At 61.1% G+C, this 15,766-nt stretch carries 12 protein-coding genes; 9 read left to right on the plus strand and 3 right to left on the minus strand.

What is annotated here, in order from left to right:
- Positions 1 to 24: 24 nt before the first annotated feature.
- Positions 25 to 282, minus strand: coding sequence for a hypothetical protein (locus AC1DK3_RS01560; protein WP_477190544.1), 258 nt, complete (start codon positions 280 to 282; stop codon positions 25 to 27).
- A 263-nt stretch (positions 283 to 545) separates the two neighbouring features.
- Between AC1DK3_RS01560 and AC1DK3_RS01565 the strand changes: the two genes are divergently transcribed.
- Entirely contained in the window at positions 546 to 2,402 is a 1,857-nt protein-coding gene (locus AC1DK3_RS01565; RefSeq protein ID WP_477190545.1) for a methanol/ethanol family PQQ-dependent dehydrogenase, read from the plus strand.
- A gap of 46 nt (positions 2,403 to 2,448) precedes the next feature.
- Here the strand turns inward: AC1DK3_RS01565 and purM are convergent, their stop codons facing one another.
- The gene (gene purM, locus AC1DK3_RS01570) at positions 2,449 to 3,576 is read right to left on the minus strand and encodes a phosphoribosylformylglycinamidine cyclo-ligase (protein WP_477190546.1); all 1,128 of its coding nucleotides are present in this window, start codon (positions 3,574 to 3,576) and stop codon (positions 2,449 to 2,451) included.
- A gap of 222 nt (positions 3,577 to 3,798) precedes the next feature.
- Between purM and AC1DK3_RS01575 the strand changes: the two genes are divergently transcribed.
- The 7 genes from AC1DK3_RS01575 (at position 3,799) to AC1DK3_RS01605 (ending at position 12,322) form a co-directional block, all read left to right on the plus strand.
- Positions 3,799 to 4,935 (plus strand): DUF2066 domain-containing protein, encoded by a 1,137-nt coding sequence (locus AC1DK3_RS01575; RefSeq protein ID WP_477190547.1) that lies wholly within the window; start codon positions 3,799 to 3,801, stop codon positions 4,933 to 4,935.
- 194 nt (positions 4,936 to 5,129) lie between these two features.
- Positions 5,130 to 5,684: a CDP-alcohol phosphatidyltransferase family protein gene (locus AC1DK3_RS01580; protein ID WP_291165387.1), complete on the plus strand. Its 555-nt coding sequence runs from the start codon at positions 5,130 to 5,132 to the stop codon at positions 5,682 to 5,684.
- Positions 5,685 to 5,734: 50 nt separating this feature from the next.
- The gene (locus tag AC1DK3_RS01585) at positions 5,735 to 6,820 is read left to right on the plus strand and encodes an AI-2E family transporter (protein ID WP_477190548.1); all 1,086 of its coding nucleotides are present in this window, start codon (positions 5,735 to 5,737) and stop codon (positions 6,818 to 6,820) included.
- Between the two features lie 8 nt (positions 6,821 to 6,828).
- Positions 6,829 to 7,503 carry a P-loop NTPase family protein gene (locus tag AC1DK3_RS01590; RefSeq protein ID WP_477190549.1) on the plus strand — a complete coding sequence of 225 codons (675 nt, stop codon included), beginning with the start codon at positions 6,829 to 6,831 and terminating at the stop codon, positions 7,501 to 7,503.
- 95 nt (positions 7,504 to 7,598) lie between these two features.
- On the plus strand, positions 7,599 to 9,764 hold the full coding sequence (locus tag AC1DK3_RS01595) for an RNA degradosome polyphosphate kinase (RefSeq protein ID WP_477190550.1): 2,166 nt from the start codon (positions 7,599 to 7,601) through the stop codon (positions 9,762 to 9,764).
- A gap of 15 nt (positions 9,765 to 9,779) precedes the next feature.
- Positions 9,780 to 11,318: a Ppx/GppA family phosphatase gene (locus AC1DK3_RS01600; RefSeq protein WP_477190551.1), complete on the plus strand. Its 1,539-nt coding sequence runs from the start codon at positions 9,780 to 9,782 to the stop codon at positions 11,316 to 11,318.
- Positions 11,319 to 11,380: 62 nt separating this feature from the next.
- Positions 11,381 to 12,322, plus strand: a complete 942-nt coding sequence (locus AC1DK3_RS01605; RefSeq protein WP_477190552.1) for a DnaJ C-terminal domain-containing protein — start codon at positions 11,381 to 11,383, stop codon at positions 12,320 to 12,322.
- Between the two features lie 154 nt (positions 12,323 to 12,476).
- Here the strand turns inward: AC1DK3_RS01605 and rnd are convergent, their stop codons facing one another.
- Positions 12,477 to 13,637: a ribonuclease D gene (gene rnd / locus AC1DK3_RS01610; RefSeq protein WP_477190553.1), complete on the minus strand. Its 1,161-nt coding sequence runs from the start codon at positions 13,635 to 13,637 to the stop codon at positions 12,477 to 12,479.
- A gap of 260 nt (positions 13,638 to 13,897) precedes the next feature.
- Here rnd and aspS point away from each other — a divergent pair, with 260 nt between their 5' ends.
- On the plus strand, positions 13,898 to 15,694 hold the full coding sequence (gene aspS / locus AC1DK3_RS01615; protein ID WP_477192848.1) for an aspartate--tRNA ligase: 1,797 nt from the start codon (positions 13,898 to 13,900) through the stop codon (positions 15,692 to 15,694).
- The last annotated feature ends 72 nt before the right edge of the window (positions 15,695 to 15,766 follow it).

A 15,766-nucleotide genomic window follows, 5' to 3' on the forward strand; every position in this document is an offset into this window, starting at 1 on the left:
CGCCGTATCTTAATCATATTGCCGTTAACCGCGGACGCCCGCGAAGCGCGCGGCCCCGTTCCTCGAGATCCGGCGCCAGGTCATGAAAGGGCGAATATCCGTAAATTGCCCGTCCGCGAGGCGGGCCACGGGCGGCGCTTCGTAGTCCTGATAAATGATTTCGGCAACGAACCACCGGTCCGAAAGCAGCGGCTCGCCGCTGTCCTCGTAAGACGGCTGGGGAACGCGATATTTGATTTCGATAATTTCTCCGACCATGAGGTCGGCTACGTCACCGGACATGCAGTTCCTCCGATAAGCGCTTTGATTCCGGCACAAACTAGCTCCGAATTTTTTCAGTTCCGTGGCGTACTTTTGCTCGGCCTGATGCAAGCGGTTAATGCGTGGATTGAGCATGAGCCCATTCTACGGGCGTCGAGCGCCGCTCGCGCACGCTTCAGCTTGCCGCCTTTTAAATTTTTCCATTCCACAGCTCCTGTTAGGTCATGTGCTCGAAGTCCGGATTTCGACGAAATCCGGAAAGAGGGCTCGCTCGGAGGAATGGAATGAAGAACTGGCCAGACGCCATTCGAGTCGCCATTCGAGACGTCACGCGTGCCCTCGCGATCGTTGCGGTCCTCGCGAGTTTCGCGACGGCGGCGCAAGCCAACCGGGACGTGATCGCGCATTCGAACGATCCGGCCGACTGGGCCGTGCAATCCGGCGATTACAGCGGACAGCGATATTCCAAGCTGGCCGAGATCAACAAAGATAACGTCGGAGACCTCAAAGTCGCGTGGACGTTCTCGACTGGCGTCCTCCGCGGCCATGAAGGCGGCCCGCTCGTCATCGGCGATACGATGTATCTCGTGACGCCATTCCCGAACGTCGTGATGGCGCTCGACCTGGCCCACGATCAAAAGATCCTCTGGAAATACCAACCCAAGCAAGACCCGTCCGTCATCGGCGTCATGTGCTGCGATAGCGTCAATCGCGGTGTGCAATATGCAGAAGGGAAGATCCTCGTTCACACAGCCGACACGTCGCTGATCGCGCTCGATGCCAAAACCGGCATGGAACTTTGGAAAGTGACTGATGACGATCCGAAGAAAGGCGCGACGGGCACCGGCGCTCCGCTCATCGTCAAGGACAAGGTGATCGTCGGCGTTTCCGGCGGCGAATTCGGCGTTCGTTGCTACATCACCGCTTACGACTTGAACTCCGGCTACAAAGTGTGGCGCGCTTACTCGATGGGCCCTGACAAGGATGTCCTCGTCGATCCGGAAAAAACGCTCGTCCTCGGCAAGCCGGCCGGAACGGATTCCTCGCTGAGCTCGTGGAACGGCGATCAGTGGAAGATCGGCGGCGGCCCGGCGTGGGGCTACATGGCCTACGATCCGGAGCTGAACCTCATCTATTACGGAACGGGCAATCCATCGACCTGGAATCCCGTTCAACGCGCGGGCCCGGATGGCAAACCCATCGATCAGAAATGGGCGATGACGATGTTCGCCCGTGACGTCGATACTGGCATCGCGCGCTGGGCCTATCAAATGACGCCGTTCGACCAATGGGATTACGACGGCATCAATGAGCCGATCCTCGCGGATCTCGAAATCAATGGCTTCAACCGCAAGACGGTGACGCACTTCGATCGCAATGGCTTTGCCTACACTTGGGATCGCTCAACGGGAGACCTTCTCGTTGCTGAGAAATTCGATCCCGCTGCGAACTGGGCGACGTCGATCGTGATGGACAAAAACGATCCCCGCTACGGACGCCCGGCTGTCGCCAAGAAATATGCGCCGTTCGAGACGGGAACGGACGAAACGACGAAAGGCATTTGCCCGTCGTCCCTCGGCTCCAAAAACCAGCAGCCCGCGTCCTATTCTCGGGCGACGGGGCTCTTCTACGTTCCGATGACGCGGATGTGCATGGACTACGAGCCGTTCAAGGTTTCCTACACGGTCGGCCAGCCCTACGTCGGAGCAACGCTCACGATGTATCCGGCGCCCGACAGTCAAGGCGCAAGCGGCGGTCTCATCGCTTGGGACGGCGCGAGAGGAAAGATCATCTGGTCAAAGCCCGAACGCTTTGCAGTTTGGTCGGGCGTGCTGACGACGGCGGGCGGCATAGCTTTCTACGGTACGCTCGAAGGCTATTTCAAAGCCGTCGACCAGAAAGACGGCACGGAATTATTCAAGTTCAAGACGCCGTCCGGGATCGTCGGCAACCCCATGACCTATAGGCACGGCGGCAAACAGTACGTTGCCGTGTTCTCCGGCGTCGGCGGCTGGGCAGGCATCGGGCTTGCTGCGGGCCTCACCAATCCCGACGACGGGTCGGGCGCGGTCGGGGGCTTCGCAAGCCTCGCCCGCTATACGAGCGTCGGCGGCTCGCTGACGGTTTTCGCGTTACCTTAAGCGGCGCCTCCGGCCGGCGCGCGGAACGCGTGTCGGAGGTGACAAATTAAAGAGCGAGCTTGCCTTCGTACTTGACGGCCCAGGCTTCGCCTTTGCCCTTTGCCTCGGACTTTTCGCCCGTCGGAGGGATGACATCGCCGATGATCATCGGCTCTTCGCCGGCCGACTTCAGCTTTGCAATCACGTCGTCGACTTTCGCTTTCGAGACGACCGCGATCATGCCGATGCCGCAGTTGAACGTCCGGAGCAGTTCAGTCGGCTCGATGTTGCCGGTCTTGGCGAGCCACCCGAAAACAGGCGGCACATCGAACGATGAAAGATTTATGCGAGCGGCCATGTCTTTCGGCATCACGCGAGGCACGTTCTCCGAAATTCCGCCGCCGGTGATATGCGATAGCGCCTTGATCGCGCCGTTCATGCCCGACCCGCCCGTTGCCCGGATGGCTGCGAGAAGAGGTTTGACGTAGATGCGCGTCGGCGTGAGTAGCGCTTCCGCCACCGATGTGTTTGCGGCAAACGGGGCAGGTGCATTCCAATCGAGCCCCGCATGCTCGACGAGCTTGCGCACGAGGCTGTAGCCGTTCGAATGAACCCCCGAAGACTTGAGCCCGATCAGAATGTCTCCGACGGCGATATCGGCACGCGGCAAGATTTCATCGCGCTCGACGGCGCCCACCGAGAACCCTGCGAGATCGTAATCGCCGCTCTTGTAGAGCCCCGGCATTTCGGCGGTTTCTCCACCGATCAGCGCGCATCCCGCATCCCGGCAGCCATCCGCGATCCCCGCGATGACGTCGCGCGCGGCGGCGACATCGAGCTTGCCGACGGCAAAGTAGTCGAGAAAGAACAACGGCTCCGCGCCTTGCACGACGAGATCGTTGACGCACATCGCGACAAGGTCGATTCCGATTGTCGAATGACGGCCGGTCTCGATGGCGATTTTGAGCTTCGTGCCGACCCCGTCGTTCGCAGCGACCAGGATCGGATCGCGAAAGCCCGTGCGCTTCAGATCGAACAGGCCGCCGAAGCCACCAAGATCCACATCCGCGCCGGGGCGGCTCGTGGCGCGCGCAAGCGGCTTGATGGCCGCGACCAGCGCGTTACCCGCATCGATATCGACGCCAGCGTCGGCATACGTGATGCTCTTCTTCGAATTCTCGTCAGCCGCCGGCATTCGTCCTCGTCGGGGGAATTGTGTTGGATGGAAGCCGCGTCCATGAATGGCGCAGTGGGGAGGGCATCGGTTAAACTCACTTTTGCCCCATTGCCAACCCGTGATGGGGGTCGTAGCAGCGACTGGCCCTGAGAGCAACGAAGGGATCGTTGGCAGGGTTCCGCGGTTGCGTATCCTTGCCGGCCATATACATCGCCTGAAAACGGGAAACGGGGGATTAAGGTGTCCGTTGGTCGCTGCTTCGCCATTGCCACAGCCATCTGGACGGCGGCCGTCGGGCTGGACGCGGCGCCGGCAATCTCGGCGGGCGCGGATGCTGCCTATACCGTCGCGAATTATCCGGTCGAAGCGACCGCGGCCAATGCCGTCGCGGCGAAGGAGCAGGCGATGGCCGACGGCCAGCAGGCGGCGTTCCGCTCCCTTCTGAAGCGGCTCGTGCCGGTGACGGCCTATAAGCGTCTGTCGACGGTCGCAGATCTCAAAGCTGGAGATCTCGTATCGGGCGTCTCCGTGCGCTCGGAACGCAATTCCGCAACCGATTACATTGCGAGCCTCGATTTCTCGTTCCAGGCCGAAGCGGTTCGCTCCGCGCTCTCGCGCCAAGGCATTCCTTATGTCGACCAGCAGGCGCCGCCGGTAACGGTCTTGACCGTCCTGCAGCAGGGCAATCCGCCAGCCGCAGGCACGGATGCCGGCCTATGGCGCCGCGCCTGGACGGGCCTGGACCTGAAACACACGATCACCCCGATAACGATCAAGGAACTGAAGCCGGCGATCCGGCCCGATACGGTCAACCAGATGCTCGCCGGCGACGACAACGGCTTGCGCGCGCTCACGGGCGAATATGGAACCGGCCTCGTGGTAATGGCCGTGGCCGAGCCGGACATGGCCTCCAAAAAGCTGACCGTGACGCTTGCCGGACGGGATGCCGCCGGTCCGCTGCTGCTGAAACGGACCTACCGTATCTCGGACGGTGATCTCGACTACGCCTCACAGCTCGCAGCGGTCGTGGCGCTGGGTGTGATCGAGGGCCGCTGGAAAGCCATCAAGTCGGCCGCTCCCGAGCCCGCCTCCGCCGGAGCGGACATGCCCGTCTGGGCTGCCTCGACGGGTGGCAACGGCGAGGATGTGACCCTGCAGGTTGAGTTCTCGAGCTCCGATCAGTGGGATCGGATGCGCGCGCAACTCCTCGACACTCCGGGTGTCGACGGCCTCAACATCGCCGACGTCACGGAAAGTAGCGCCGACATCTCGTTGAAATACCCGGGCGGCGCCAGAAGTCTGGCAAATGCTCTGGGCGCTCGCGGTCTCAGCCTCACCGGCACGGATCACGGTTGGATCCTCCGATCAAGCTATTGAAATAATTTATATATATCTCGTTCACGTCGAAGGCCGTTGCGTGCACCCTGCTTGACGCGCACTTTCGTTGCTGCTGCATTACCGCAGTGCAAGGGAGGATGTTCTCGACGAGATAAACTTCCAAAGGCTAGGGTCGCGCCGCCTAATCGGTTTCAACTTCACCCAGGCCAGAGAAAGACGGGGACAATTTCGGCGTGAGCATTCCAAATCTTATTACGCTCGGCCGGGTCATTCTCGTACCCGTGGTCTTCTGGCTGTTGCTGACGGGCGAACTCCAGGCGGCATTCCTTGCCTTCGTCGTGGCGGGCATCTCCGATGCCGTCGACGGGTTCCTTGCCAAGCGCTTCAATTGGGAGACCGAGCTCGGCGCCTATCTCGACCCCATTGCAGACAAGCTGCTTATCGTCTGCATCTTCATAGCGCTCGGCGTAACGGCGCGTCTGCCATCCTGGCTTGTCATCCTGGTCGTGTCGCGTGACGTGCTGATCGTTATCGCGGTCGTCCTGTCGTGGCTGCTCGATCACCCGACGCCGATGAAACCCCTTGCCGTCAGCAAGATGAACACCGTTGCCCAGATCGTGCTTGCCGCCACCGTGCTGGCGGACGAGGGATTCGGCTTGCGGCTGAAGGGGCCGGTACAGCTATTGACGCTCCTCGCGGCTGCGACGACGATCATCTCACTTGTTGCCTATTTGCGCGTATGGCTGAAACACATGACGTTCTACGAAACCACCGGCTCGAAAAGCTGAGTGTTCCGGCGCATGCTTCGGCCCGGCCAACGATTTGAGGATCGAACGATATGCATTTTGAGCGGCACGCGCTGTTTTGGACGGCGACTGCGCTGCTGTTCGCCTACATCGTTCAACTGATTGCTCCAGCGCTCGTCCCATTCGTAATCGGACTCGTGCTCGCCTATTTTCTCAATCCCGTCGTCGATGCCATGAGCCGCGCCGGTATCCCGCGCTGGATTTCCGCCATTCTGCTCCTTGCGGCGATGACCTGCATTATCACTTTGGCGCTCGTGTTCGTCTTGCCCGTCCTCGCCCAGCAGGCCGCCGGCCTCGTCGAGGCAGCTCCCCGAGAAGTCGGCCGGCTCAGGGGTGCGCTTGAGACGGCGGCGCGCGAGCATCTCGGAGTGCGATACCCGCAGGCCGAGGCCGCTGTTCGATCCGCTCTTGAGTCCTTCACATCTTCAGCGCCATCGCTGGTAGGGACCTTCGTGCAAGGGCTTTGGAACCAGGGCACCGCCGCGGTGAACTTCTTCACCGTTGTCCTCATAACGCCGGTCGTCTTTTTCTACGTCGTCAAGGACTGGCCGAAGATGCTGGCCAAGATCGATGCCTGGCTCCCGCGTCAAGGGGCGGATCAGATCCGTGCCCTCGCCATTGAAATCGACAGCCGCATCTCCGCGTTTATCCGCGGACAGGGCGTGGTGTGTATCCTTCTCGCTCTCTTCTACGCGGTAGCACTCAGTTTGGCCGGACTGGACTACGGCATGCTGGTCGGAATACTGACCGGACTCGCCTCATTCATTCCCATTTTCGGATGGTCGCTCGGCGCCCTGGCAGCCATGATCATTGCCTTCATCCAGCACTGGCCGGATCTCACGCCCATACTGATTATCGCGGGTATCATGCTGGCCGGACAGGCGCTGGAGTCGGGGATTCTGAGCCCCTACATCATCGGCTCCGAAATCGGCTTGCATCCCGTCTGGTTGATCTTCGCGCTGTTGACCTTCAGCTATCTGTTCGGATTCCTTGGCCTCCTCGTCGCCGTGCCGGTTTCTGCCGCAATCGGCGTGCTCGTACGCTTTGCGCTCCGCGCCTATCTCGAGTCATCCATGTATCAAGGCGAGGTTGAGGTGACACTGAAGGACAAGCCTTGAATAGCCCCATGACCACGATCCCTGAGCAGCTTGTCTTTGAACTGCCGCACAGAACGGCGATGGGTCTTGAGGACTTCCTTGTTTCAGAATCGAACGCCGCCGCCGTTGCGCTCGTCGATCGCTGGCCGGATTGGCCCATCGGCGCCGCAGTGATCGCCGGCCCACGGGGAAGTGGAAAAACCCATCTCGCCAACGTTTGGCTGAAGCGGGCCGGAGCGACACCGTTCGAGGCATCCGCGCTCTCGCGTGAGGCCGTCCCGGCAATGGCGTCGGCGGGCGCCCTTCTGATCGAGGACGTCCAGACGATCACCGATGAGGCGGCGCTGTTTCATCTTTTGAACCTCGTCCGCGAACAGCGGCTACAAATTCTCCTGACGACCGAAACCGTGCCGGGGGAATTGGCAATTGCGCTTCCCGATCTGCGTTCGCGGCTGAAAGCCTTGCCCCTGGCGACCATAGAGCCGCCCGATGACGCCCTGCTTCGCGCTGTCCTGGTGAAGTTATTCGCCGACCGCCAATTGAGCGTCGAGCCGCAATTGGTGGACTACGTTCTCGTGCGGATGGAGCGGTCTATGCTTGCAGCCGAACGGTTCGTCGCAGAGGCAGATCGTCGTGCACTCGTGCTGCAACGCCGGGTAACGCGCCCCATTGCCGCTGCAACGCTCGACGTACTCGGCTACTAATCGTCTTATACTGAGGATTACGGCACCCACGCGTCATTTGGGTGTAATCTAACATCCACATGTCTCGACCGGAATTTCGGAGCAATCCCCCTAAGATGGCCACCGCGAAAAGCAGAAGCAAAACCGATGTCGATATCGTTCCGCAAGGACCGGAGCGTTTCTACAACCGCGAGCTGTCTTGGCTTCAATTCAACAGGCGCGTCCTCGCGGAAGCGGGCAACGAACATCATCCGCTCCTCGAGCGTCTGCGCTTCCTATCGATCGCGGCAGACAACCTCGACGAATTTTACATGGTCCGCGCGGCCGGTGTTTATGGCCAGATCCGTGCCGGCATCACGACGCTGTCTCAAGACGGCATGACGCCGATGCAGCAGCTCGCAACGATCAACAAGTTCGCGACGGGCCTCGTGGCCGATAAGCAGGCCAGCTGGCGGACGATTACAACCGAACTCGCAGGCGCCGGACTTTTCGTATTGCAGCCTGACGAGCTGACGGAAACACAGCACGATTGGCTCCAGCGTCTGTTCATGACGCACATCTTTCCGATCCTCACGCCGATCGCAGCCGACCCCGCGCATCCATTTCCGTTCATTCCCAACAAGGCGATGACCATCGTCGTCGAGATGGTGCGCCCGATCGACGGCAAGACGATGAATGGGCTCATACCTATTCCCGGTCAGCTGGAGCGGTTCATTCGTCTTGAAGCGGAGCCCGACAAACCGAAGGAAATTCGGTTCATTCAGCTCGAATACGTCATCGGCATGTTTCTGACCGAGCTGTTCTCCGGCTTTGAGATCAAGAGCAAGGGTACGTTCCGCGTCCTCCGTGACAGCGACATCGAATTGCAGGAAGAGGCCGAAGACCTCGTTCGCTCCTATGAAAGCCAGCTGAAGCGGCGCCGCCGCGGCAATGTCATCCGGCTCGAAATCGAAGCCAAGATGCATGAACGCTTGCGCAAGTTCGTCATCGACGAACTCGAGGTGCGCGAAGAAAGCGTTTTCGTCAAAGAAGGCATCTTGGCCCTTGCCGATACCTCGCAGCTGATCGTGCCGGATCGGCCGGATCTTCTTTTCAAGCCCTTCACGATCCGCTTCCCCGAGCGCATTCGCGAATTCAGCGGTGATTGCTTCGCAGCCGTCCGTAACAAGGACATCGTCGTCCACCATCCCTACGAGAGCTTCGACGTCGTCGTTCAGTATTTGCGCCAGGCCGTCGCTGATCCGAACGTGATGGCGATCAAATGGACGCTCTATCGAACCTCGCGCGATAGCCCGATCATTCAGGCGCTGAAGGAGGCGGTCGAAGCCGGCAAGTCCGTCACCGCCGTCGTCGAGCTCAAAGCCCGCTTCGATGAAGCAGCAAACATTCGCTGGGCGCGCGACCTTGAAAGCGCGGGCGTTCACGTCGTCTATGGATTCACCGAGCTGAAGACGCACGCCAAGCTCGGCCTGATCGTCCGCCGCGAGGGCACCGAGCTGACGACGTACTGCCACATCGGCACCGGTAACTATCATCCGCAAACCGCGCGCGTTTACACCGACCTGTCGCTCTTCACCACCGATCCGGCTATGGCGCGCGACATCACGCGAATTCTAAATTTCGTGACGGGCTATGGCGAGCCGGTTGAGCTCGAGTGCATGGCGGCAAGCCCTCACGGCATCCGCAACCGGATCATGACGCACATTGCCGAGGAGATAAGAAACGCCAAGGCCGGAAAGCCGTCCGGCATCTGGTGGAAGATGAACTCGCTCGTCGACGCTCAGATCATTTCAGCGCTCTACGACGCGAGCAATGCCGGAGTGCCGATCGATCTCGTCGTGCGCGGCATCTGCTGTCTGCGCCCGGGGATCCCGGGTCTTTCGAGCAACATCAGAGTGAAAAGTATTATCGGGCGCTTCCTCGAGCATGCCCGCATTTACTGTTTCGCCAATGGTGAGGCCTTGCCTTCGGCCAAGGCCGCCGTCTACATCAGCTCCGCCGACATGATGCCACGCAACCTTGACCGCCGCGTCGAGGCACTGGCGCCCGTCAAGAACCCGACCGTGCATGAACAAGTGCTGGCTCAGATCATGGTTGCGAACTTGAAAGACAATCAACAGAGCTGGCGGATCAACTCCGACGGTAGCTCGACCCGGATTCAACCGGGTCCCGGTGAGGAAGCCTTCAATGCGCACAAGTACTTCATGACCAATCCTTCGCTTTCGGGACGCGGGCAATCTCTCAAGGAGAGCTTCCCGCAACGTTTCCGCCAGCCCGGTTGAGCCGGGAGTTCAATTTTGACACGTTGGAAAGAACTCTCGGGCGCAAACGAGCGTACCGCGGAAATGGAACCTATCGGCGTCGTCGATATCGGTTCCAACTCGGTTCGGCTCGTCGTCTACGAAGGTGCGGTTCGAGCGCCGACACCGGTCTTCAACGAAAAAATTCTGTGCGGCCTCGGCCGCTCGGTCGCATCCACCGGCAGTCTTGGAGTCGAGGCCGTTGACCGGGCGCTGGCGGCGCTCTCGCGCTTCAGGATCATTGCGAAGATTCTGAGCGTCAAGAATCTCAAGGTCATCGCCACGGCCGCAGTTCGCGATGCGCAAAACGGGCGCGACTTCATCGAGCAGGGCGAGCGGGCCATCGGCGCCAGGATCGAAGTTCTCTCCGGCGATACGGAAGCGCGGCTCGCAGCCCAAGGCATCATGATGGGTTTCGTTGATCCCGATGGCGTCGTCGGCGATCTCGGAGGCGGCAGCCTCGAACTGATTGATCTCACGCAGGATCGCTTGAAGGAAGCCGCAACATTGCCTCTCGGCGGCTTGCGCCTGATCGACACGACGGGCAACAAGATCGAGCGGGCGAGTGAGGTCATCGACGCCGCTCTCGCGAGCCTTGCCTGGATTAGAAATGGCACGGGCCGCACGTTTTATGCCGTCGGCGGCACGTGGCGTTCGCTCGCCAAGTTGCAAATGGACCGAGTCGATTATCCGCTGCGCGTGATGCAGGGATACAAGCTGACGACGCGGGAAGCGCTCGACCTCTGCGAGCAGTTTCGCAAAGCCAAAAAGCCTCTCGATATTCCAGGCATCGCCGGTGTCGCCAAAGCGCGTCGCGAAGTCCTGCCGTTTGGCGCGCTCGTCTTGGAGCGGCTGTTGCGCCAGATGGAGCCGCGCCAGATCGTCTTCTCCGTCTTCGGAATTCGCGAAGGACTGATTTACGGTCTCCTGCCGCCCTTCGAGAAGGCGCGCGATCCGCTGATCAGCTTCTGCGAAGATTACGCCGCCCTGCGGTCGAGATCCGTCGCCCATGCCTTTGAACTCTGCGACTGGACCGACCAGCTCTTCGCCGACCCGGCTCAGGAGGAGACGGCCGATGAGCGCCGCCTCCGGCACGCCGCATGCATTCTGTCCGATGTTGGCTGGCGAGCCCATCCCGACTATCGCGGCGAGCAAAGTGTCAACACGATCGCGCATGCGGGCCTGGGCGGGGTCGATCACCAGGGCCGCATCTTCCTCGCCCTCTCTGTTTTCCACCGCCATGAGACGTCGGAGGAGGAGGGCGGCGGCCAGCTCTCGGACCGGCTCCGCAGTCTGGTCACCAAACGCGTTCAGCGGCGGGCGAGGATCGTTGGCGCAGCGATCAGGACTGCCCATATGCTTTCGATTGGCATGGCCGGCGTTATCGACCAAACGTCGCTCAGCTACGAAAACGGCACGCTTGTCTTGACGATACCGGCGGCCTACGCAGCACTGGACGGGGAGAGGCTGCGACGCCGATTCGAGACGCTTGCAGCTTTGGTCGGCAAAAGGCCGGAAATCCGAATTACTCGTTGAGGGGCAGTACGCCTCGCTTGCAACGCAGCATTTTCTGATAGTCTATAACAAAAGTTCCCAGGATGAAGACAGCCTCCATGGCGGAAGATCTTTACGACATTCTCGGCGTCTCGCGGGGAGCCACAGAGGATGAGCTACGCAGCGCGTTTCGTAAGGCGGCCAAAGCCAATCATCCGGACGTCAACCCCAACAACGCCGGTGCCGCTGAGCGTTTCAAGAAGATCACCGCCGCCAACGATATCTTGAGCGACCCCGAAAAGCGCCGCCAGTATGACGCCGGCGAGATAGACGCCAAGGGCGATCCGCGCCGCCCACAGTGGAACCGGGCAGCAGGGGCAGGGTCCCAGCGAGGGCCGTTTTCAGCGCGGGGTTTCGAGGGCCGCCCCGGAGCCGCCGGATTTGACGATTTCAGCTTTTCCGACATCTTTTCCGATGTCTTCGGTGCGGGCGGAGGCGCTCGTCGTACCACCCATGGGCACCGCGGGCAGGATCTGCGCTACTCGCTGGAGGTCGATTTTCTCGAAGCCGTGCTTGGCGCCAAAAAGCGCGTGACGCTGCCGGATGGCGGTGTGCTCGACCTCGCCGTGCCGGAAGGCGTGACCGACGGCCAAACGCTACGGCTGAAAGGCAAAGGCACACCCGGAGGGCCGGGCTCGGAGCCCGGAGATGCTCTTGTCGAAATAAAGATACGCCAGCATCCAGACTTCAAGCGCGACGGCGACGACATTCTGCTCGAACTGCCGATCACCGTCGATGAAGCAGTCCTCGGCGGCCGGGTCGAAGTTCCGACCCCGACGGGCCGGGTCCAACTCAATATTCCGAAGGGCACAAGCTCGGGAAAGACGTTCCGCCTCAAAGGCAAGGGCGTTCGCGGCAAAAACGGCGTGCACGGCGATCAGCGTGTGACGGTCAAAATCGTCCTGCCGCAGGACATCGACGACAGCCTCTCATACTTCTTTTCCGAATGGCGTCAGAAGCACGCTTATGACCCGGGCCGGAAGTAGCGGCGATCCGTCATCCTCGAACGTGCAAGCATAGCGAGCGCGTTCGGGGATCCAGCGGAAGAAGGGCCGAAGGCTCAATTATCGTGTCTTCGACGAGTTTTGCGCTGGATCCCCGGCCTTCGCATTCGCTCGGCCGAGGATGACGAAAGGATCGTCAGTCCACCCTTGCCGCAGGCACCGCGCGAACTTCGCCATCAACCAGCGTCAACGCCAGTTCGCCGCGCTTGAGCTTCAGGGCGGCATCGCCGAAGAGCGTCCGTCGCCAGCCTTGAAGCGCCAGGATGTTCGCTTCATCGGACGTTGCAAGCTGTTCCAGATCGTCGCTGTCCGCGATGATGCGAGGCGCGACGCCGTGCTCCGCGGCGGCGGCCTTGAGGAGAACTTTCAGCAATTCGAGTGTTGCGCTCGCTTCAGCAGACAGCGCCTCGTTCCGTTCGATTTGCGGCAACGACTTAGGATCGCGCGCAAGACCCGCCTTGACGACGTCGACGATCTCCTTCGCCCGCTGCGATCGTGCGAACCCGTCCGAAAGCGTCCGGAGTTGACCGAGTGAATCCGCGCTCGCCGGCAGCTGGTTGGCGATGTCGTACAACGCGTCGTCTCGGAGCACGCGCCCGCGTGGTACGTCGAGCGATTGCGCTAATCGCTCCCGCCAAGCCGCAAGTTCAATAAGCACCGCAAGCGACTTCCGTCCTTTGACGCGAAGCTTGAGGCGTTGCCAGGCATTTTCGGGCTTCGCGTCGTACGTTCCGGGGCTCGTGAGAACTTCCATCTCTTCCTGCAGCCACGGCGTACGGCCGGTCTTTTCGAGCGTCTGCTTCAAGCGCAGATAAACATCTCTGAGATGCGTCACATCCGCGAGCGCATAGTCGAGCTGCTTGTCCGAAAGCGGCCGGCGGCTCCAATCGGTGAAGCGCGAACTTTTGTCGAGATCGATGGACGTCGTCTTCTTGACGAGGTTCACATAGCTGATGCTGTCGCCATAGCCGCAAACCATCGCCGCAACCTGCGTGTCGAACACGGGCGTCGGCACGATCTCTGCCTTCAGGAAAATGATTTCGATATCCTGGCGGGCGGCGTGGAACACCTTGACGACCGTGGTGTCAGCCATCAGCTGATAGAACGGCGTCAGGTCCAGACCTGGGCTGAGCGGGTCGACGACGGCTTCGGCATCGGGGCCCGCGAGCTGGATGAGGCACAGCAATGGCCAGAACGTCTGCTCGCGCAGAAATTCGGTGTCAACAGCAACATATTCACTTTTGGCCAGCACTTCACAAAGCGCCGACAGCTCTGACGTCGTCGTGATCATTCGCATCAAGGCAGCCCTATAGCGCATGGTCTGGAGGTTGTCGCCATCAGTTCGGTGCCGGAGGTAGGGCGTTTTTTCGCAAGGGGTTTCCGGAAGCTGCCGCGACGGCCCGCTGTACCGAGGGTCTGCCCCCGAGGGAGGCCCCGGGACCTTCCTCAGTTAAGGTGTAGGGTGCTAACCTTGACTTTCGAGCGGCCGCATGCGCTTTTCCGCGGCGATTTTCACCCACATCGATCAAAGGGTTTCCGGCCATGGCCGAGGCTAAGCTGCATCGTTATCGCTCGCACACATGCGGCGCTCTGAGGAAAACCGACGTCGGCTCAAACGTGCGGCTTTCCGGCTGGGTGCATCGCGTCCGCGACCACGGCGGCGTCCTCTTCATCGATCTCCGCGACCATTACGGATTGACGCAGGTCGTCGCAGACCCAGACAGCCCGGCGTTCAAGGTCGCGGAAACGTTGCGGTCGGAATGGGTCGTGCGCATCGACGGCAAGGTGCGCAACCGGCCCGAAGGCACGGTGAATTCAGAGCTGCCCACGGGAGAAATCGAGCTTTACGCCACCGAGATCGAAGTACTCTCGGCAGCAAAGGAATTGCCGGTTCCGGTCTTCGGCGAGCCCGAATACCCCGAGGATCTGCGTCTGCAATATCGCTTCCTCGATCTTCGCCGCGAGACGTTGCACGCCATCATCATGAAACGGCTCGAGATCACGCGATCCATGCGCCGGCGCATGCACGACGAAGGCTTCAACGAATTCCCGACGCCGATCTTGACGGCCTCGAGCCCCGAAGGCGCACGCGACTTCCTGGTGCCGAGCCGCATCCATGCCGGCAAATTCTACGCGCTCCCGCAGGCTCCTCAGCAGTATAAGCAACTCCTGATGGTGTCGGGCTTCGACCGCTATTTCCAGATCGCACCGTGCTTCCGCGATGAAGACCCGCGCGCCGACCGGCTGCCGGGCGAATTCTATCAGCTCGACGTCGAGATGAGCTTCGTCGAGCAGGAAGACGTGTTCACGACGATGGAGCCGGTCATCACCGGCCTCTTCGAAGAATTTGCGGAGGGCAAGCCCGTGACAAAGGGCTGGCCGCGCATTCCCTACGACACGGCGATCGCCAAGTACGGCTCCGACAAGCCGGATCTGCGCAACCCGATCGAGATGTCGGACGTCACCGAACACTTCCGCGGCTCGGGCTTCAAGGTCTTCGCGGGCATGATCGAGAAAGACCCGAAGGCGCGCATCTGGGCCATCCCCGCGCCGACGGGCGGCAGCCGCGCGTTCTGCGACCGCATGAACTCATGGGCGCAGAGTGAAGGCCAGCCGGGCCTCGGTTACATCTTCTGGCGTGAAGGCGAGGAAGGCGGTGCCGGTCCCGTTGCAAAAAACATCGGCCCGGAACGCGCGACCGCGATCAAATCGCAGCTCGGCTTGAAGGAAGGAGACGCTGCGTTCTTCGTCGCCGGCAACCCGGCGAACTTCTACAAGTTCGCAGGTCTCGCACGCGACCGCGTCGGCCAAGAGCTGAAGCTCGTCGACGAGAACCGGTTCGCGCTCGCGTGGATCGTCGACTTCCCGTTCTACGAGTGGAACGAGGAAGAGAAGAAGGTCGACTTCGCGCACAACCCCTTCTCCATGCCGCAAGGCGGCGGCGATGCGCTCGACGCAGCGACGACGACCGAAGAGCAGCTGAAGCTCAAAGCCTATCAGTACGACATCGTCTGCAACGGCTACGAGATCGCCTCGGGCGGCCTGCGCAACCACAAGCCCGACGCCATGATCAAAGCGTTCGGCATTGCGGGGCTCGGCCCGGAGGTTGTCGAGCAGCGCTTCGGCGGTCTCTTCCGCGCGTTCCAATACGGCGCGCCGCCGCATGGCGGCATGGCTGCCGGTCTCGAGCGCATCGTCATGCTGCTGACGGGCGGCAAGACCGTTCGCGAAGTGGCGCTGTTCCCGATGAACCAGCAAGCAGCCGACCTGCTGATGGGTGCCCCGAGCGAAGCCGCGCCAAAGCAGCTCCGCGAACTCCACATCCGCGTCGTTGCGCCGGAGAAGAAGGGCTGACGTCAGCTCATTTCCCGATTTGATCCTCACAACGAATGGGCGCGGTACCACCTCGGTGCCGCGCTATTTCGT

It is taken from the genome of Hyphomicrobium sp. 01T421, from assembly GCF_056398805.1.